The sequence below is a fragment of the Oceanobacillus kapialis genome, from assembly GCF_044790185.1.
GTDB classification, from domain to species: Bacteria; Bacillota; Bacilli; order Bacillales; family Amphibacillaceae; genus Oceanobacillus_B; species Oceanobacillus_B kapialis.
Window position 1 is genome coordinate 2,003,898 of sequence record NZ_CP085256.1, and the last position, 18,809, is coordinate 2,022,706.

General features: G+C 37.9%; 21 protein-coding genes and 1 riboswitch. Of the genes, 7 read left to right on the forward strand and 14 right to left on the reverse strand.

All coding sequences use genetic code 11. The features are described 5' to 3' along the window. Positions 1–11: 11 nt before the first annotated feature. The 8 genes from spoIIIAE to LG273_RS10560 form a co-directional block, all read right to left on the reverse strand. Entirely contained in the window at positions 12–1,193 is a 1,182-nt protein-coding gene (gene spoIIIAE, locus LG273_RS10525; protein ID WP_404453362.1) for a stage III sporulation protein AE, read from the reverse strand. A 40-nt stretch (positions 1,194–1,233) separates the two neighbouring features. Then, positions 1,234–1,626, reverse strand: coding sequence for a stage III sporulation protein AD (spoIIIAD, locus tag LG273_RS10530; RefSeq protein ID WP_404453365.1), 393 nt, complete (start codon positions 1,624–1,626; stop codon positions 1,234–1,236). A 6-nt stretch (positions 1,627–1,632) separates the two neighbouring features. Beyond that, complete coding sequence (spoIIIAC, locus tag LG273_RS10535; protein ID WP_036572644.1) at positions 1,633–1,839, reverse strand: stage III sporulation protein AC; 207 nt, start codon at positions 1,837–1,839, stop codon at positions 1,633–1,635. A gap of 94 nt (positions 1,840–1,933) precedes the next feature. Further along, positions 1,934–2,446, reverse strand: a complete 513-nt coding sequence (gene spoIIIAB, locus LG273_RS10540; RefSeq protein WP_404453369.1) for a stage III sporulation protein SpoIIIAB — start codon at positions 2,444–2,446, stop codon at positions 1,934–1,936. Beyond that, complete coding sequence (spoIIIAA, locus tag LG273_RS10545) at positions 2,382–3,368, reverse strand: stage III sporulation protein AA (RefSeq protein WP_404453372.1); 987 nt, start codon at positions 3,366–3,368, stop codon at positions 2,382–2,384. Before spoIIIAA ends, spoIIIAB begins: the two co-directional genes overlap by 65 nt. 144 nt (positions 3,369–3,512) lie before the next feature. Next, positions 3,513–4,070 (reverse strand): elongation factor P, encoded by a 558-nt coding sequence (gene efp, locus LG273_RS10550; protein ID WP_379564395.1) that lies wholly within the window; start codon positions 4,068–4,070, stop codon positions 3,513–3,515. 32 nt (positions 4,071–4,102) lie between these two features. Next, positions 4,103–5,164, reverse strand: a complete 1,062-nt coding sequence (locus LG273_RS10555; protein WP_404453375.1) for a M24 family metallopeptidase — start codon at positions 5,162–5,164, stop codon at positions 4,103–4,105. A 112-nt stretch (positions 5,165–5,276) separates the two neighbouring features. Then, the gene (locus LG273_RS10560; protein ID WP_404453378.1) at positions 5,277–5,792 is read right to left on the reverse strand and encodes a YqhR family membrane protein; all 516 of its coding nucleotides are present in this window, start codon (positions 5,790–5,792) and stop codon (positions 5,277–5,279) included. 254 nt (positions 5,793–6,046) lie between these two features. On the opposite strand from LG273_RS10560, the gene LG273_RS10565 reads away from it, so the two are divergent. Then, positions 6,047–6,427, forward strand: coding sequence for an SA1362 family protein (locus LG273_RS10565; RefSeq protein ID WP_404453380.1), 381 nt, complete (start codon positions 6,047–6,049; stop codon positions 6,425–6,427). A 13-nt stretch (positions 6,428–6,440) separates the two neighbouring features. Here LG273_RS10565 and LG273_RS10570 read toward each other — a convergent pair whose 3' ends face one another. Next, entirely contained in the window at positions 6,441–7,331 is an 891-nt protein-coding gene (locus tag LG273_RS10570) for a patatin-like phospholipase family protein (protein ID WP_404453383.1), read from the reverse strand. A gap of 663 nt (positions 7,332–7,994) precedes the next feature. Then, positions 7,995–8,414: a transcriptional regulator MntR gene (gene mntR / locus LG273_RS10575; RefSeq protein WP_379564405.1), complete on the reverse strand. Its 420-nt coding sequence runs from the start codon at positions 8,412–8,414 to the stop codon at positions 7,995–7,997. Positions 8,415–8,617: 203 nt separating this feature from the next. Between mntR and LG273_RS10580 the strand changes: the two genes are divergently transcribed. Beyond that, positions 8,618–8,989 (forward strand): rhodanese-like domain-containing protein, encoded by a 372-nt coding sequence (locus tag LG273_RS10580; RefSeq protein ID WP_404453386.1) that lies wholly within the window; start codon positions 8,618–8,620, stop codon positions 8,987–8,989. Positions 8,990–9,031: 42 nt separating this feature from the next. Here the strand turns inward: LG273_RS10580 and gcvPB are convergent, their stop codons facing one another. Genes gcvPB through gcvT form a run of 3 tightly spaced genes read right to left on the reverse strand, consistent with a single transcriptional unit; the run spans position 9,032 to position 12,960 of the window. Beyond that, positions 9,032–10,495, reverse strand: coding sequence for an aminomethyl-transferring glycine dehydrogenase subunit GcvPB (gcvPB, locus tag LG273_RS10585; RefSeq protein ID WP_404453389.1), 1,464 nt, complete (start codon positions 10,493–10,495; stop codon positions 9,032–9,034). Next, the gene (gene gcvPA, locus LG273_RS10590; RefSeq protein WP_404453392.1) at positions 10,488–11,837 is read right to left on the reverse strand and encodes an aminomethyl-transferring glycine dehydrogenase subunit GcvPA; all 1,350 of its coding nucleotides are present in this window, start codon (positions 11,835–11,837) and stop codon (positions 10,488–10,490) included. The genes gcvPB and gcvPA overlap by 8 nt, the downstream gene beginning before the upstream one ends. A gap of 13 nt (positions 11,838–11,850) precedes the next feature. Continuing rightward, on the reverse strand, positions 11,851–12,960 hold the full coding sequence (gene gcvT, locus LG273_RS10595; RefSeq protein WP_404453395.1) for a glycine cleavage system aminomethyltransferase GcvT: 1,110 nt from the start codon (positions 12,958–12,960) through the stop codon (positions 11,851–11,853). A 260-nt stretch (positions 12,961–13,220) separates the two neighbouring features. Further along, a riboswitch (glycine riboswitch) is annotated at positions 13,221–13,332 on the reverse strand. A gap of 147 nt (positions 13,333–13,479) precedes the next feature. On the opposite strand from gcvT, the gene LG273_RS10600 reads away from it, so the two are divergent. Together LG273_RS10600 and LG273_RS10605 are read left to right on the forward strand one after the other, a co-directional pair. Beyond that, positions 13,480–15,132, forward strand: a complete 1,653-nt coding sequence (locus LG273_RS10600; protein WP_404453398.1) for a DEAD/DEAH box helicase — start codon at positions 13,480–13,482, stop codon at positions 15,130–15,132. Then, entirely contained in the window at positions 15,122–15,901 is a 780-nt protein-coding gene (locus tag LG273_RS10605) for a YqhG family protein (RefSeq protein WP_404453401.1), read from the forward strand. Before LG273_RS10600 ends, LG273_RS10605 begins: the two co-directional genes overlap by 11 nt. Before the next feature lie 245 nt (positions 15,902–16,146). On the opposite strand, the gene LG273_RS10610 is transcribed toward LG273_RS10605, so the two are convergent. Further along, the gene (locus tag LG273_RS10610) at positions 16,147–16,320 is read right to left on the reverse strand and encodes a YqzE family protein (RefSeq protein WP_404453404.1); all 174 of its coding nucleotides are present in this window, start codon (positions 16,318–16,320) and stop codon (positions 16,147–16,149) included. Between the two features lie 147 nt (positions 16,321–16,467). Here LG273_RS10610 and comGA point away from each other — a divergent pair, with 147 nt between their 5' ends. Genes comGA through comGC form a run of 3 tightly spaced genes read left to right on the forward strand, consistent with a single transcriptional unit; the run spans position 16,468 to position 18,805 of the window. Beyond that, positions 16,468–17,490: a competence type IV pilus ATPase ComGA gene (gene comGA / locus LG273_RS10615; protein ID WP_404453407.1), complete on the forward strand. Its 1,023-nt coding sequence runs from the start codon at positions 16,468–16,470 to the stop codon at positions 17,488–17,490. Further along, a complete protein-coding gene (locus LG273_RS10620; protein WP_404453410.1) occupies positions 17,441–18,484 on the forward strand; it encodes a type II secretion system F family protein in 1,044 nt (347 codons plus the stop codon). The genes comGA and LG273_RS10620 overlap by 50 nt, the downstream gene beginning before the upstream one ends. A gap of 12 nt (positions 18,485–18,496) precedes the next feature. Then, a complete protein-coding gene (comGC, locus tag LG273_RS10625) occupies positions 18,497–18,805 on the forward strand; it encodes a competence type IV pilus major pilin ComGC (RefSeq protein WP_404453412.1) in 309 nt (102 codons plus the stop codon). Positions 18,806–18,809: the final 4 nt, after the last annotated feature.

The following is an 18,809-nucleotide window of genomic DNA, read 5'->3' on the forward strand; positions in this document are numbered from 1 at the left end:
TTTTCATCATCCTATCGTAATAGCAGAGTTAGATTACTGGCTATGACTATAATGACAATTCCTAATAGAAACATAAAAGAGACGGCGAGCATACAGGCTAAAATATAAACAATATACTTACTAATCGTGTTAATGCTTGTAATCACAGGTCCGTCACCAATAGGTTGTAAAATCGCTGCAGCTATCTTATATATAAGCGCAATCGCAAAAATTTTTAATGCAGGGAACAAAGCAATAAATATAATGATAAGTAATCCTACTAACCCTACGGCATTTTTTAAGAGTAATGATGCACTAAGAATCGTATCGGCTGCATCTGTAAACGTCCTACCAATAACAGGTATAAAATTACCAGTAATAAATTTAGCTGTTTTCATCGCCACACCATCTTGAATAGCACTTGTGGCTCCTTGTACTGACATCACGCCAAGATAAATTGTAAAGAAGATACCTAGTATCCCAAGAGCAACCTGCTTAAATAAATTTGCTAAATGCGTTACCTTATAATTGTCACTTAGACTACTTACAATAAGGAGCAGTGCTGAAAGGAACAAAAGCGGTAGAATGATCGTGGAAACGAGAATACCACTAAAGTTGACAAGGAAAATAATTATGGGATGGAAAAAAGATACAGAGACAATGTTGCCAAAAGTAGCCATTAGACCTAGTACCAAAGGGATTAGTGCAATCATAAAACTACTCATTGTGTCAATGGCTTCCTTCGCATAAGACACAGCAAGGTAAAAGCTGTTTAAGGCAATAAATATGAGCACAATGTAAACTACGAAATACGCGATTTTACTTACAGAGCTTTTTTCAAATGCATTATGCATAGTCTGCAATAGAACCGAAAATAGAATGAGCATAATTAATAAGCCAAGCAGTTTCCCATTTATTATTAGTTCATGAAATAAAAATTCAAGGAGCCCACCTATTGCATTCTTTACAGAAAAACCGCCATTATCTTTTATAAATTCATATACACTCGTCTTTTCCAGTTCAGGGAGGTAACCGCCGTATTCCGTTACCAAATCTGTCCAATAGCTTTGTATCTCTGTTAAAGATACTTCTTCTAATACTTCATCACTAGCCTCTTCTACCCCTACCGATGGAGAGGCACTTACTGATACTTGTCCAAACACTAAAAAAACTAAAAATGCTAGGAATAGGATTGACTTCTTTTTTGGCTTCATGTGTTACTACTTCCCCCTTCAGCAAAATGGAGGGATCTATCTATGTTGTAGGTAAAAAACTTAGAATGGCTTCGATTACAGCACTGATAATCGGAACCGCAAGCAAAAGTATAAATATTTTCCCTGCTAGTTCTATTTTTGCAGCTACTGAACCCAATCCAGCATCCTTTGTGATCCCTGCCCCAAGCTCAGCAATATAGGCAATTCCAATAATTTTCAGAATGGTATCCATGTACATCCCTTCTACGTTTGCTTTTGTACCCAATGATTGAATAAGTTGAAAAATGCCGCTAATTTGCTGAATGACCGAAAAAAAGATAACTATCCCGGTAATGAGAATAATGAAAAAAGCAATAGAACTATTAATTTCTTTTAAAATGAGGTATAAAATGCTCGCCACAATACCGAGGGTTACTATCTGAATAATATCCATGTGGCATTACCCTTGAAAGAGGAAAACCGATTTAATTTGCTGGAATAAATCTGATAAGCCATTAATGACTACCACAAGCACAATAATAAAGCCGATCAACGTAGCAAATTGTGCAATTTCCTCTTTCCCCATCTGCTTTAAAATGGTATGAATAAGAGCTACAATTATGCCTATTCCAGCTATTTGAAAAAGAATGGATGCATCTGTAAACATGGAGTGGCTCCTTTCCACTAGTAATACGGCTGCCAGAAGCAGAATTCACTTGAATTGTATTAGACAGGCTAAATAACTATCTTTTTGCACATCCCTAAATAAGAAGTAGAACAACAAATAATCCGCATAAAACACCTAGGCTTTTTGCCATCTTGCCATATTTCAGGTGATGATCCCTGGCTTCTTCTAATTCACGATCAAGATGGTTAATGGTTAGTTGAATATGCTTTTGTTGCTGATAAAAGTCGTGCTGGCCAAGCGTACGTCCGAATTGCTTCATAATTTCCTGCTCATTTCGCCCAAGGCTTGAATTCTTTTTCAGACTGTCTATAGATTTTTCCCATACAGCAAACAAGTCACCTCTGTCCGCGAGCAGTGAATTATGCAAGGACATAAAGAATGTACAGATTGGTTTAGGAGTTTGTTTAGCAATAATAGAAAATGCCTCATGTAGTGGTACCTGGCTATATAGAATCTCTGCTTCAAGAATTTGTAATGCATTTTTAAGCTGTCTGATTTGTTTTGGGCGATTAGAAAGTCTATTACTCCATTCGAACCCTACCCAGGTGGTTGTTAGGATGAAGAGAATTGCCCCTATCCATTGCATATGGCTTGTCCCCCGTTATTCGCAGTATGTTCTCCCCATATTCGTTATAGATATTTTTAATCAGGCCAGGAACCCTTTTACGTTCCAACAAAATAACTCGTTGAAAGACTTGCTGTTCAAATAACTTATGAAGAGATGGCCTTTTTTTCAATTCCTCAAGACTTCTTCCATGTATAGAACTAATAATGATAACTCCTGCGTTAATTGCTTCTAATAGAGCTTGTACATCTTTTTGACTGCCAATCTCATCTACAATTAATACTTCTGGCGACATAGATCTTATCATCATCATCATACCTTCTGCTTTGGGACAGGCATCCATAACATCTGCTCTTATACCTATATTGTGTTGGGGCACTCCTTTTATGGAGCCCGCTATCTCCGAGCGTTCGTCAACAATTCCAACTTTTTTTGCAGCCACCCCGTTCCAACCTGAAGCAATTTGCCTAGCCGTATCTCTGAGCAAGGTAGTTTTTCCAGATTGTGGAGAGCCTACAAATAGCGTATTAACATAGCCACGGTGGTAAATAGATGGCATAATATTATCTGCACAACCAATCTTCTCTTTAGCTACACGGATATTGAGGAAAGTAATATGCTGTATTGCTTTTACTGCACCTTGGAGCGTATTTACTTTTCCAGCAATCCCAATTCGATGGCCGCCCTCAATCGTAATATAACCTTCACGAAGCTCATCCTCCATTCGATACAAAGAGAATTCACTCAATTGGTTTACCATATAGGTAAAGGCTTGTTTAGTCAGTGTAACGTCTGTAACCCATTCGTTTTTAGCATTGTATATAACCTCTACTTGCTTGTTTAACCGACAACGAATTTCCTGAAGTTCATTCCACCTACCAGCAATATGCTTTTCAATTTGTACTTGTATTCCTTTTGGGAACAAGCGAATAATTTCTTCCATATAAATTTCCTCACTTTGCTTGATAGCTTATTATTAAATGTATGAATAAGTTAAGCGTTTATGACTTCCAAAAAAAGAGGCTGTACCAAATTGAATTGGTACAGCCTCTTTTTAATTTATTATTTTCATCTATGAGTTTGGGTATTACGCTCTTGAAACATACTTTCCATCAGAGGTATTGATGACAAGAACGTCGCCTTGATTAATGAAAAATGGTACTTGTACAGTATGGCCTGTTTCTAGTGTTGCTGGTTTTGATCCACCACTAGCTGTATCGCCTTTGATTCCAGGCTCTGTCTCTGTTACTTCTAGTTCGACGTTGTTTGGAAGGTCTACACCTAATATCTCTCCACTGTAAGTAATAATAGAAACTTCCATATTCTCTTTAATAAATTTTAATTCATACTGAATCTGATCTGTTGTCAGTTCAATCTGTTCGTACGTATTTGTATCCATAAATGCATGTGAGTCACCAGATGCATATAGATATTGCATTTTCTTTGTTTCAATATGTGCTTTACCTACTTTTTCGCCACCACGGAATGTTTTTTCTTGAATATTTCCGTTACGCAGGTTACGCAACTTAGATCTAACAAAAGCTGCTCCCTTACCAGGCTTGACATGTTGGAACTCCAATACCTGCCATATATCATTGTCTACCTCAATTGTTAGTCCTGTTTTAAAATCATTAACCGAAATCATATTACATGTTTCCTCCTCATCAATTGCTCGGCTTATAAGTGAATTAGTTCTTTTGATGCATTAGTCAGACGCTCGTTACCCGTCTCTGTAAGAACGATATCATCTTCAATGCGGCATCCACCAACTTCTGGAATATAAATTCCCGGTTCAACCGTAACCACCATGCCAGCTTCTAGCTTTTTATCACTTCTAAAGGATAACCCAGGACCCTCATGAACCTCAAGTCCTAAGCCATGCCCTGTTGAATGTCCAAAATATTCTCCGAAACCTTTTTCTTTAATATAATCTCGTGTTAGGGCATCTGCCTCTTTACCTGTGATGCCTGGCTTAATACCAGATACTCCAAGAAGCTGTGCCTCTAGAACGGTATTATATATTGTCGTTAGTTCCTCACTAATTTCTCCGACTGCAAAGGTTCTGGTAATGTCAGAGCAATACCCATCGTATAAAGCACCGTAATCAAGCGTTACAAGTTCACCAGATTTAATTTCTTTGTTAGATGCCACACCATGCGGTAATGCGGAGCGAAACCCTGAAGCTACAATTATATCGAAACTTGAAGATACAGCACCTTGTTTACGCATAAAGAATTCCAATTCGTTGGAGACATCTATTTCTTTAACTCCAGGTTTTATAAAGGACTGTATATGTATAAATGCATCATCTGCAATTTTGGCAGCCTTTTTCATAACATCCAGTTCCTCATCTGTTTTAATGAGTCTCATTTCTTCCACAAGGCCACTTACTGGCTTTAACTCTACCTCAAAAACACTCTTGTAATTTTCATATTGCGCAAAGGTTACATGGTCTTTTTCAAAACCGAGATGCTTTACACCCATTTCCTTTAGCTGGTCCTTTATTTCAACCTCAATTAATTGTTTATGCTCCACCACTTGGAAATCTGTTGCTTGCTCTTTTGCTTGTGCAGTGTAACGGAAATCAGTAATAAATCGAGCATGATTTTTACTTACAAGTACAACACCAGCAGTACCGGTAAACCCTGACACATAGCGTCTGTTAATCGGACTTGTTATAAGAATGGCATCCAATTCATTTTTTTCTAATAGCTCACGTAATGTAGTTAGCTTCCCCATTTTAACACATCCCTCTCTCTAGTTCTTATATCTCCCTAAAACGTTGGATGTTTTCAGTTTATCATAAACCTTTGCAATTTAATAAGTATTTACGTTCTTTTCAGATTGTTTATTATGCTTTTTGGGTTTGCTTATTTTTCTCTTTCATGACCTTATCATGATAATCATAAGATAAGGAATACCCAATAAACGTTCCATACAATACAAAAATACATACCGTTGTAACGATCGTTTCCAGTTCCAGATCTTGAATAGGCTTTATATTTGTAAAAATGGGTTGCAATACAAAGAATACTACTCCCCATAAGATTGCCCCATATGCAACTCCCATCCACATGGAGTTAATTTTTCGCATGAAAAGGTGGTAAATAAATGCTACTATCACGGAGAGCCCACCTAAAATTAAAATAGTAATAACAGTCCCAAGCCAGCCATTGGTCCAAGCAGCAGTGGTCCATGACCGCAATACAAATGATTTTGGCTCCACCTCAGTAAAATTAAAATAGGCTAATATGGTTGCAAGCAATCCCCAAAAAGCGCCCCCTACAAAGCCTGTTATGGCTGAACGGCTTAATAATGATAATGGCTCTTCTCTTTTATTTTGTTCTAGCTGTTTTTCTTCACCCATTTGATCACCTCAACTCCTATTATGACCAACTCGCTATAATACAATGCAGAACAAAACAATATTTTCCACTGTATATCTGGTGTTTAAGGGTAAAATCAAGTAAAATAAAAGGAAACCATAATGGCAGGGTAGTATATTTTTAGTTTATAAGGAAATAATAAAGTGTAAGAACATATAGAAAATAGGATATGTGCTGGTAATTTAGTGGTATAGACATATTAAGGTAAGATTCAAATATGAATGGAGGAAAAACGATGCAACGAAACAAAATCTCCATATTTATCTATCTCATTGTGGGATTGGCAGCAGTCGGGCTTATTTCCCAACTAGTTACCAATACACGTGGATTTTTCACGAACATTTTTATGATGATTGGCATGGGGATTGTCCTTTTTGGTGTTGTTTACTTTCTATTCCTGCGTAAGCGTACTAATTCAAATGACATGAAAAAATACAAGCAGGCAGTCAGACAGTCTAAAGCGAAATATAAGCAAAACCAACCTGTTACCTATTCGAAATCAAAAACAACTAAAACAACGCCGACGACATCTAGAAAAAAAGCTACTAAACGAGCTTCCCATCTTCGTGTCATCGAAGGGAATAAACAGAAGAAAAATGACCGGGCTTCTTTTTAAGTGCGGTTATTTTTTATTTGGGCCACCTTTTTAAAAAGACATCAGCCATTTCTCTTCCCTTTCTCACAAGATTTTCCTTTGTCTCATTACTTATAGAAAAATTCATTGCCTCAATTCCTTCTACTGGAACGAAGATAATATTCTCTTTTTGCGATTTAGAGATATAACGACTGTCGTGAGCTAACTTCATAGTAGAGAAAAGAGCTTGAAACATATCAAGGGCATTTCGGATGCGGCGAGGTTCCATTTTTTCAATTGAATCACTTAATTTAACCCCAAGAACAGGTCTATCCTTATTGCCTCGCTGATTGTCAAATATCCATAATGGAAAGTTGCTTAATAACCCACCATCCACCATAATACTTTTTGTTTTACTTTTTCCCGGCAGCTGTTTAGGCATAAAAAAATAAGGAAATCCTGCGCTCATACGAACTGCTTTAGAAATAGGAAAATGAAGTGGATTAAGACCATAAATTCTTTCTAAATCATCAGGAATGACAACGAGTTTACCTAGAGTCAGATCACTAACTACTACCTTCAAATAACCTCTTGGTAGGTCATTAAATGTATATATTCCCTTTTCAGCAAGCTGGTTATATAACCAACTTTCTAATTTGTCACCTTTGTTAATACCAAGCTGGAAATATAAAAAAAACCACTTACTAAATGGTAACCACCTTGTTACTAAAGGGGGATCCTGAAAAGCTTTTAAATCAAGTTGATCCAATTTTTCCTGGATATCCTTTACATTGAAACCCGCCGCCAAAAAAGAAGCAACAATAGCACCTGCTGAGGTTCCAGCCACTCGTTCTAGTTTTAATTCATGCTTATTTAAAACTTCTAAAACCCCTAAAAAGGCATATGCTTTAACCCCACCACCTGAAAAAACCCCATCAATTTTCATGGACACCACTCCCTTTTGCCAGACAAATGACGTTTATACATTTTTAAGCATAAAGGGGCCATATTAGAACTCGTAATTTTGACCACTGGCACTAGGCAAGTATAAGCTAATTAATGCATGCAGGAGGCAGACTTTTCGATAAAGTGAAACTCCATGATCTGGGGTTCCCCTTCCTCACCCACCACATGATAGTCGAATGACGGGACCTTTACTGGTAGTTGATCTCTGGGGTCTTATTGTCAGTTAAGGAGGGAGAACAAAAGCATACGGAGGTAAAGGAAGTCGCGCTAGTCTCTGGGCGCTGGAGCTCGACGTGGCTGTTGCTGTCTAAGAACAAAATACTGGCAATTTTTTATACTTCCTTATATTTTTAAAAAGAGGCTGAGGCAAAAGTTCTTTTAACACATGAAATCCCGAACTATCTCGCAAATCAGTTAATAAAGGTTTGCATAGTTCGGGTTTTCTTATTTTAGCGTAGGCAGAACGCGCAGACTCCTACGGGAACAGCACGAGTCCGAAGACCCCGCAGTGGTGCCTTTTCCACGAGGAGGCTGAGGCCGTGCCCGTGGAAAGCGGAGTGTTCTGCCGAAGCGGTGCTAAAACATATTATTCGTATTTAAGCATAGATGATTTAGTTACGTCCCAGCCTCATGATAAAAAAAACTACTTCTCATCTTGTTTTTGTATATCTCTTAACTCGCTTACTCGCTGACTATCCAGCTTAAAGTAATTCACCAGATCACCGATTCGGTCAATAGAGTTCCAGCTTAAATGATGCTCAATTCCTTCTACATCTTCATATATATTTTCTTTTTCTACTCCAATAATTTCTAGAAATTCTTCTAGTAATTCATGGCGAAAGACAAGTCGCTCTCCAATTTTTTTTCCTTTGGGAGTAAGTATAAACCCTCTATATTTTTCATAATTTAAGTAGTCATCTTTATCAAGTTTCTGAACCATCTTTGTAACAGAAGAAGGGTGAACCTCAAGCGCCTCAGCAATATCAGAAACCCGCGCATACCCTTTTGATTCCATTAAATTATAAATTTGTTCTATATAATCTTCCATACTAGGTGTAGGCATAATCAGTCCTCATTTCAAGAATCTTTTTTTATCTAGTGCAAAACTGTTTCTATTAAAAGGATACATGAAATAATTATGTTGTACAAGTATTCCAAGGATATTACGAAAGCATTTACCTATAATATTAAATGAAAATGCTTTAAAAAATCTTATTTTAAGCATATAATAGAAAAGAAGTATATGGACAGACGGGGGAAACTAGCATGGAATTTTTAGTGATTGCTATTGTCGCTTTATTAGTAGTCGGCGTATTTCGTTATTTTAGACAAAGTAACTACTTAAAGGTACTTACAGAGCAACAATTTAGAGAAGGATACCGTAAAGCACAATTAATTGATGTCAGGGAACCTCAAGAATTTGAAAAAGGGCACATCCTTGGCGCTCGAAATATACCATTAACGCAAATGAAGCAACGCTTAGTTGAGATCAGACCGGACAAGCCAGTATATCTTTACTGCCAAAGTGGTTCACGTTCTGCACGTGCCGCACAGCTTTTGAATAAAAAAGGCTATTCTGATATTTCCCAGCTTAAAGGCGGTTTCAAGAAATGGACAGGTAAAATAAAAACAAAATAACCAATAAAAATCCTGAGGCCCTATAACCTCAGGATTTTTTGTTTACGTTTGTCTTTGGTATCTTAAAACAGGCTTTCTTGCCGCAAGTGTTTCATCCATCCGCTTCACAATCGTATTGTGCGGTGCTTCCTGAACAGTCTCTGGATCATTCTCTACTTCTTTGGCAATAGTCAGCATAGAATCAATAAATGCATCCAGTGTTTCCTTAGATTCCGTTTCTGTAGGCTCTACCATCATTGCTTCCTCTACATTAATTGGAAAATAAATAGTTGGTGGATGGTAGCCAAAATCAAGCAGTCTTTTCGCAATATCCAGTGTTCTGACACCTAATTTCTTTTGTCGTTTTCCAGATAATACGAATTCATGTTTACAATGTTGATCGTACGGTAAGTCGTATGCCTTCTGCAACTTTCTCATCATATAATTTGCATTAAGTACGGCATATTCGCTTGCCTTTTTAAGTCCTTCTGCTCCCATCGTGCGAATATACGTATAGGCGCGCAAATTAATTCCGAAATTACCATAATAAGGTTTAACTCTGCCAATAGAGGAAGGCCGGTCATAATCAAACACATACTGATCCTCATTTTTTGTAAGCAAAGGCTTTGGCAAGTATGCTGCGAGTTCTTCAGATACACCTACTGGACCTGAACCAGGGCCGCCTCCGCCATGTGGACCAGTAAATGTTTTATGAAGGTTTAAATGAACCGCATCAAATCCCATATCACCAGGTCTTGCATATCCCATAATAGCATTAAGGTTTGCCCCATCATAATACAATTTTCCGCCTGCCCCGTGTACGATTTCTGCCATTTCTAAGATCTCAGTTTCAAATAAGCCAAGCGTATTTGGGTTTGTCAGCATGAGTGCAGCTGTGTCCTCGCCGACAACTCGTCTTAAATCATCAAGATCTACTAATCCTATTTCGTTCGTTTTTACGGTTACCGCTTTAAAACCAGCTACTGTCGCAGAAGCAGGGTTTGTTCCATGGGCTGAATCCGGCACTATAACCTTCGTTCGATGAGTGTCCCCATTTGCTTCATGGAAAGCGCGAATCATCATAAGTGCTGTCCATTCCCCGTGGGCCCCAGCAGCTGATTGCAAGGAGACTTCATGCATGCCTGTAATTTCTTTAAGAGAAGTTTGCAAGTCATACATCATTTCCATCGCACCTTGGACGGTCTCAGCCTCTTGGTATGGATGAATATGACTGAAACCATCCATTCTTGCCACATCTTCATTCATTTTCGGATTATATTTCATTGTGCAAGAGCCTAATGGATAAAATCCCGAATCTACCCCATAATTACGATTAGACAACCCAGTATAATGGCGCATAATGTCTAGTTCACTTACCTCAGGCAACTCTGCAGGATTACTGCGAATATAGGTACTTTCCATTTCTGCATCCAGATCAATTTCCGGAATATCCAACTCAGGTAGGCTATAGCTTGTACGCCCTTCTTTACTACGTTCAAAAATTAACGGAAAATCCTTGCTATTCATGTAAATCCCCCAATTCCTTCACAAAAGTATCGATTTCTTCTTTTGTACGGCTCTCTGTTACGGCAATTAACATATGATTTTTTAATTCGGGGTAAGCTTTTTCTAATTCATACCCACCTATAAATCCCTTATCAACAAGCTTTTTATTTATTTCAGACACATTTGACCCAAGCTCTACAACTAATTCATTAAAGTACATGCCCTGATGGACGACACGTAATCCTGCCTCAGCAAGTTTCTGTTTCATGTAACGTGCTTTCTTCATATTTAACACTGCCATTTTACGTAAACCATGTTTGCCAATCGAACTCATGGCAACAGAGCTTGCGAGAGCATTTAACGCCTGGTTCGAACAAATATTGGAAGTAGCCTTATCTCTGCGAATATGCTGTTCTCTTGCCTGCAATGTTAAAACAAAGCCTCGGACCCCTTCCTCGTCAACCGTTTGCCCTACTAGACGGCCCGGGACCTTACGCATTAATTTTTCTGTAGTGGCAAAATACCCACAATGGGGACCACCAAATTGCGCCGGAATACCAAAAACCTGCGTATCACCCACGACAATGTCTGCACCAAATTCCCCTGGCGGTGTCAAGTATCCAAGAGCTAGTGGGTTACTGGATGTGATTAGCATTGTTTTAGATTGGTTCTTAACTAAGGCATTTATTTTTTCTAGCGGCTCGACCTGACCAAAGAAATTTGGATATTGTACCACGACACTTGCAGTATTTTCGTCAATAGCTTCTGCTAATTGCTGCAAATTTGTTACCCCGTTATCACAATCGATCTCAATAATTTCTAATTCTGGACCTTTTGCATAGGTCTCAATAACAGCACGTGATTCAGGATGAACTGCTTTGGAAACAAGAACCTTCTTGCGTTTCGTGTGGGCAGCACTTAAGTTCACAGCTTCTGCTAATGAAGTCCCGCCATCATACATGGAGGAGTTTGCGACTGGTAAGCCCGTTAACTCAGAGATCATTGTCTGAAATTCAAAGATAGCCTGTAATTCACCTTGAGAAATTTCCGGCTGATACGGCGTATACGCTGTATAAAACTCAGATCTGGAAATCACATGGTCCACTACCGATGGAATGTAATGATCATAGACACCAGCCCCCAAAAATGAAGCGTGCGTTTTTAAGTTCACATTTCTCTTCGCCATATTAGCAAGTTCTTGTTTTAACTGCGCTTCATTTGCCGGCTTTTTTAACTGTAGTTCCTCTCTATAACGAATTTTTTCTGGTATATCTGCAAAGAGTGCTTCTGTAGAATCCACCCCAATCGTTGCTAGCATTTCCTGTTTATCCGAATCAGTCATTGGTAGATATCGAAATTCCATTATGTTCCCTCCCCTATTTTTCTCTCTTATAAAAAGGTGTTTTGGTCACCACACATTTTAATGCACGATTCCTTACCTGTACCGTTAATTGCTGATCCAAATTAGCATACGCTCGCTTGACAAGTGCAAGGCCAACATTTTTGTTTAAGGTTGGTGATTGGGTTCCAGATGTTACAAATCCAACCTCCTCCCCCTCATAAAAGACTTTATAACCATGTCTTGGAATCCCTTTATCTATCATTTCAATCCCAACCAGCTTACGATCGGCGCCTTTTTCGACTTGTTCCTTCAATACATCACGTCCGATAAAGTCTCCCTTATCTACCTTCACGGCGAATGATAACCCAGCTTCAATTGGAGAAATCGTAGCGGAAAGCTCTTGTCCATAGAGTGCTAGATTTGCCTCAAAACGTAGGGTGTCTCTTGCTCCAAGACCGATCGGTTCCACCCCTTGCTCTTTCCCTTCTTTCAATAAAAGATTCCATAGAGCAGGACCAGCATTTTTTTCAATGTAAATTTCAAAACCGTCTTCCCCTGTGTAGCCTGTTCTTGAAACGAGAGCTGTGCTTTGAATGTTGCCAATTTTAACTTCCTGGTCAAACCGGAAAAATTTAATAGCGCTTAGATCTGTATCCGTCAGCTTTTGTAAAATTTTTTCCGCAAATGGTCCTTGTAATGCTAACTGCACGTATTCCTCTGAAACATTTTTAATAAGTACATCCGTTGATTCATTGTTGTTTTCTACCAACCAGTCGTAATCTTTCTCTGTATTTGCAGCATTCACAACAAGTAAATAATCATTTTCAGCTAACATATAGATAATAAAATCATCAACAGTTCCTCCGTCTGGGTAACACATAATAGTATACTGCGCTCGACCAGGAACAAGTTTTGCAACATCATTTGTCGTCATCTTTTGAAGAAATGTTTGGCTTTTCGGTCCAGTGACATGTATTTCGCCCATGTGTGATACATCAAACAATCCTGCCTTCGTTCTTGTGACATGATGCTCTTGTTTAATACTAGAAAATTGAACAGGAAGATCCCACCCTCCAAAATCAATTGTTTTCGCTCCACTTTTTTGATATTCCGGGTATAATGGGGTGCGCTTCAATTCAGCCATCAATTTCACTCCTTTTCACCAACTAGTCTAAAAAAATAGAATAATCTTCATCTGCTTCTCTCTAACAGTAAATAACTGTTCATTGCTAGCAAGGTAAAATGTACTTATATCAACTTATATCTATAAAAAAAGACAGAGATTCCACTGTTAAACAATGAAATCTCTGTCCTTAGACCAGAAAGTTGCACAGCTGTCCCATTTACTGATAACAGCTATTTGCTTCTTGGGCGGTTTACCTATGTAAACTCTCTCCAGAGTTGCGTCCTACAAGAGTCTTTTTGCCTGAGAGATTCGCATGATTGCTTGCTCCTTCGGCGTTATCGTTCTTTCAAACTGATAATATAGAACGATAATCTCTCCCCATGTATTCATTCGCTTTTATGAAAAAGTTGAAGTTGGATATACTATGTACTACCTTACAGAGAAAGCTCTAATTTCACATTCATTATAGCATAGAAATTAAGAGCAAAGTAGAAATTATGAAGAAACTCTTAATAAATTTGAAAAAGGAAGTATCATATGAATGAAATTACTGTTCAGAAGGATTTACAATATATCGAACAACTCAATTCAGAGCTTGAAAAAGGGGAGGCCTTATCATCCTGGGAATTGTTTTCGATGACTTATGAGGCCGAGCTAACCACAATGACTCCAGATTTTCACGGTTTACGGGCACTTGATTTTTTACCACATGTGAATTTCATGGACCATCAAGTTTCTACCGCCCAACAAGTTATTGAACAAATGAACGGGCGGGCGATTCTTGCAGACGAAGTAGGACTTGGTAAAACAATCGAAGCGGGCTTAATTATGAAAGAATATATGATTAGGGGTTTGATCAAGAAAATTTTAATTCTAGTTCCTGCTTCACTCGTAAACCAATGGGAAAAAGAACTGAATGAGAAATTCTACATACCTGCTATTGGGCATCGGAGAAATTATGCTTGGGAGGAGTATGACATCATAATATCCTCTATGGATACGGCAAAGCGTTCGCCCCATCGGGAAAAGATTCTTGATATTGATTATGATCTAATTCTAATTGACGAGGCACATAAACTTAAAAACCATAAAACCAAAAATTACGAGTTTGTACGTTTATTAAAGAAAAAATATTGCTTATTATTAACTGCAACACCTGTGCAAAATAAGCTGGTGGAAATATTTAACCTTGTGTCTATTTTAAAGCCAGGTCATCTCGGAAACTATGATGACTTTCTAAATAAATTTGGCAAAGACCGTACAAAAATGAAAGATGATCTGTTTCTCAAACAATTGGTTCAAAAAGTAATGGTTCGGAATACGAGAGCAGAAACAGTAATTAAAAATACAAAACGAAAAATAGAGACAGTCTGGCTGGAATTTTCTGATCCAGAAAAAGAAGTGTACCAGTTATTAGAACAGAGTATTCACCAAAGTTCTTTTGCGAAGATTACGTACCTAAGAGAGTTATGTTCTTCCAGAGAAGCATGTTTTCTTTCTTTAGCAAAACTCCTAGAAACAAACGGGCCAAATGAATTTGTCCAGCATCTCACTAGTAAAATTGAAATACTTCCACACCATAAGAAAGCAGAAAAGCTCATTGAGTTAATAAAGGAACTTGGTGATAACAAAATAATCGTTTTCACAGAATACCGTGCTACTCAGTTGTATTTGCAATGGTATTTAAAGCAGCACGGTATCTCTTCTGTTCCCTTTCGTGGTGGCTTTAAAAGAGGTAAAAAGGATTGGATGCGCCAATTGTTTAAAGACCATGCTCAAGTGTTAATTGCAACGGAAGCAGGCGGTGAAGGAATCAATCTCCAGTTTTGCAGCTATATGATTAACTATGACCTCCCATGGAATCCAATGCGACTTGAACAACGAATTGGCAGAATTCATCGGTATGGACAAGAAAATGATGTACACATTTACAATTTTGCTATTCGAGGAACAATAGAGGAACATATAATGACTTTACTATATGAAAAAATTGAGTTGTTTGAAAAGGTTATAGGAGATTTAGACGCTATTTTAGCAGAGCTTGAAATTACCAATATAGAAAAGGAAATTTCGTTAATTTATTCCGAATCTGAATCAATGGGAGAAGCAAAAATAAAGCTTGATAATCTTTCCCATGTCTTAAGCAATACGATTGAATCGACAAGACAGGAGGAACAATATGGCAATTAACGATCTAAACGCTTTTCTTGCTTCCTATTTCCAAGCACATCACTGTGAAGTGCTTGAAAACACAAATGGCGTGCTCCAAATACAGCTAACGGAAAAAATGGACAGAGCCTTAATGAACAGACCATTTTATTGGCACTATATTAAGAAAATGGGTCGTGAAGGTGAACCAAAACAGTTGTCTTTTATTACAAATCCTAATAAAAGAGAAGAAAATGGAGAATGGATCCATTTTGGCAGTCCTCGGCTCCAACAAATCCTCCGGCATCTAAAACAGCATGAAAGGTACACAAAGCTTTTTCAGCGAGTTGACACACATGTTAATACACCTTTATATCCATGGCTTGTTATTAATTTAAAGGTGAGCTACAAAGGGAAACAGAAAAAAGAAGAGATGTTTTCATTAGGTTTGCAAATGGTGACAGGTGAGATGAGATCAGAGATGATGGAAACTTTGAAAACAATTCCCTTACAACAAACCATATCAGATTATTGTTATACCATTTCGCCGATCATCCGCCTTAGTAGTGGTTTCAGACGAATGGAGGCAGTAATTGATAACTATATAAAAAACCAAACGCATGATTGGGCAGATGCTTCTTTAGCAGCCATGAAGGAAGATATTTTGACCTTAGAACATTTTTATGTCGACCAAATGGATACTGAAAAAGAGACAATGCAAAGGGAAATGGCAGAAATTGAAGAAAGATATCGGCCTGTTATAACGTATGAGGTAATTAATGGGGGAATGTTTTATCTTACACGGTTATAAAGTGAAACTTCATTTGGTGGGAGCTTCCTTCCCCCCCACCAAATGTTAGTTGAACGAATCGGACCTTTACAGGCAGTTGTTCCCCGGGGTCTTACTGCCAGTTAAGGTGGGATAAACATTGAGAATACGGTAAATAGCATATTAAAAGGACGATCACAGGTTTATTGGAAAATAATATCCCGTAATCGTCCGTTTTCGCTTTGTTCAGCTAACGCTTTTTCAGTTACTGTAAGAAACGTTCTTTTCTATTTTCTAAAAAAAACTTTTAATGCAAATGGAAGTACTCCCAGCCAACGAGAACTATAAGCAGGTTTAGAGGATTTTTCCTTTTTCTTTCTTTTTTTCCGCTCCTCCGCCGGTAGGTCAATATAAGAAACAACTTGCTCTGTCATAAATTTTAGATAATCATTTCCAGACATGTACATCATCCCTATTGATAGTGTTCTAATTAGGTTGGGCCATTTAATTTCTTTTTATACAAAAAAATTTAGAAAAAAGCAGGAGTCTTCCGAATTACGTCGAATAAACCAATATGGTGCAAAAGATGCTATAGGAGGTGAAACTTTTTGACTCATGCTGCTGCACTATCCGATAAAATTTTCACAGAAGCTTTTCGCGAATTAGCCACCGACATTCACTTTTACCCCGTTGAATCAGGTACCGATGTTTACTTCCGTATTCATGGCAAACGTGTTTTGTATTCCACCCTCCCCATTTCAACCTACCGCTCCTTGTTATCTTATTACAAATTTGCTTCGGGTATGGATATTGGAGAAATAAGAAAACCACAAAACGGAACACTTACCCACCAAACTACCGATAAATTAGTATCCTTAAGGTTATCCACCCTCCCTGTAAAGCAACATGAAAGCTTAGCGATACGACTACTCCCAGAACAAACAAATTTTACACTAGACCAGCTCTTTCTGTTTCCATACCAGTTGCAACAGCTGAAAAAATGGGTATCTAGTCGTGCCGGAATTATCCTACTCACTGGCCCGACTGGCAGTGGAAAAACCACCACGTTGTACGCCTTACTCCAGTCAATTCTTCATGAGAAATCCTACCAAACCATTACGTTAGAAGACCCCATCGAACGAAAGATGGATAATATGCTACAAGTTCAAGTTAATGAAAAAGCTGGTGTTACGTATCAAGCGGGATTAAAGGCGGCTTTAAGACATGATCCAGATATTATTATGGTAGGAGAAATACGCGATGCATTTACAGCCAAATTTGCATTTGACGCATCTTTAACAGGACATTTAGTGTTCAGTACACTACACGCAAAAAATACGATCGGTACCGTGCACAGACTGTTGGAAATGGGATTAAAGCAAAGTGATTTAGAACAATCGTTACTGGCAGTTGCCTCGCTTGAATTGCTTCCAGTCCAAATAAACGGGAGCATAAAGCGGCGCGCTGCGATTATGGAATTGCTAGATGGCAGACAATTAGAAAAAACAATTCGCGAAAGAAATAGAAATACAGGCGTTTCCTTTTGTTCGTTTGAGCATTTAAGAAAGAAGGCTTATGCATATGGCTTTATTTCAAAAACTGTTTATCAAGAATTACAGGCCAAGCCATGACATTCAATTGGCTTTCCTATCTCGACTGCACCGTTTATTAACAATTGGCTATGCGCTTATGCCTGCATTGGAGCGAATAAAATGGGAGAATAAATTCGTTACTTCCGCTAATACGATTACAGCAGAACTAGCGGCAGGAGAACCAATTGATGCAGCATTCGAAAAAGCGTTATTTGATCCTCATATTGTGAATCATCTTTACCTCAGCAGAACAACTGGTAATCTTGAGGAGAGCGTAAAAAAAGCAGCAGATACATTTAATGATCGTATTTATTACATGAAAAAAATAAAGCAAATTACACGCTATCCTCTTCTCCTTTTCATTATATTTTGCTTTCTGTTATACCTAATGAAACAGGTGGTACTTCCTTCCTTCACAAACCTTTTCCAATCTAATTCAGCTTCTTCCACGCTAGTTTTATTTATGCTGTTCTTAGATTATCTCATCTATTTATTAATCTCTATAGTAGCTATAGGATTGTTTATTATTTGCATCTGGCCACTGGTAACAAATAGATTGTCCACCGCAACCTTGCTTAAAATTTATCAGAGAATCCCGATATACAAAACTTATTGCAAAGCCTCAACCTCCATGACCTTTGCTGCACATTTCAGTTCGCTTCTTAAGACGGGTATTTCCTACGCAGAAGTCATGCAACAAATGAGTGCTTTAAAAAAACACCGTATCATTTCTTATTACGCTTCATTTTTAAACAAAGAACTATCCAAGGGATATTCCTTATCTTCTCTTCTTGATTCATTACCTCTAATTGATAAACAGCTTCCTTTTTTGTTCAACCAGGAAACGAATACAAAGCATTTAATACTGGACCTCGATATGTTTACAGAAGTATCAATGGAAGAGATGAAGCGGAAAACCCTTAAACTAATGGCATACGTTCAACCAGTCTTTTTTCTAGTGTTAGCAGGGTTCATAATATTTATTTATATTACGATTATGTGGCCCATGTACGAGTTAATAAAAACTATTTAAAGGAGAATGATGATGTTTAACAATAACCGTGGTTTTACACTGATCGAAATGTTAATTGTGTTAATGATTATTTCGATTTTAATATTACTCTTCATTCCGAGTCTTAGCGGCAAAAGCCAAGAAGTAGATGCAAAAGGTTGTGAGGCACTAGTGGCTGTTGTACAAGCTCAAGTAGATGCTTATTATCTTGATAAACGCGAATACCCTGCAACATTAGACATTTTAGTAGAGAATAACTATATTACTGCTGAACAGAAAACTTGCTCCAATAATGAGTTGTTAGGATATGCAGATGGCAAAGTATCGGAACCTAGTTCATAGGTAA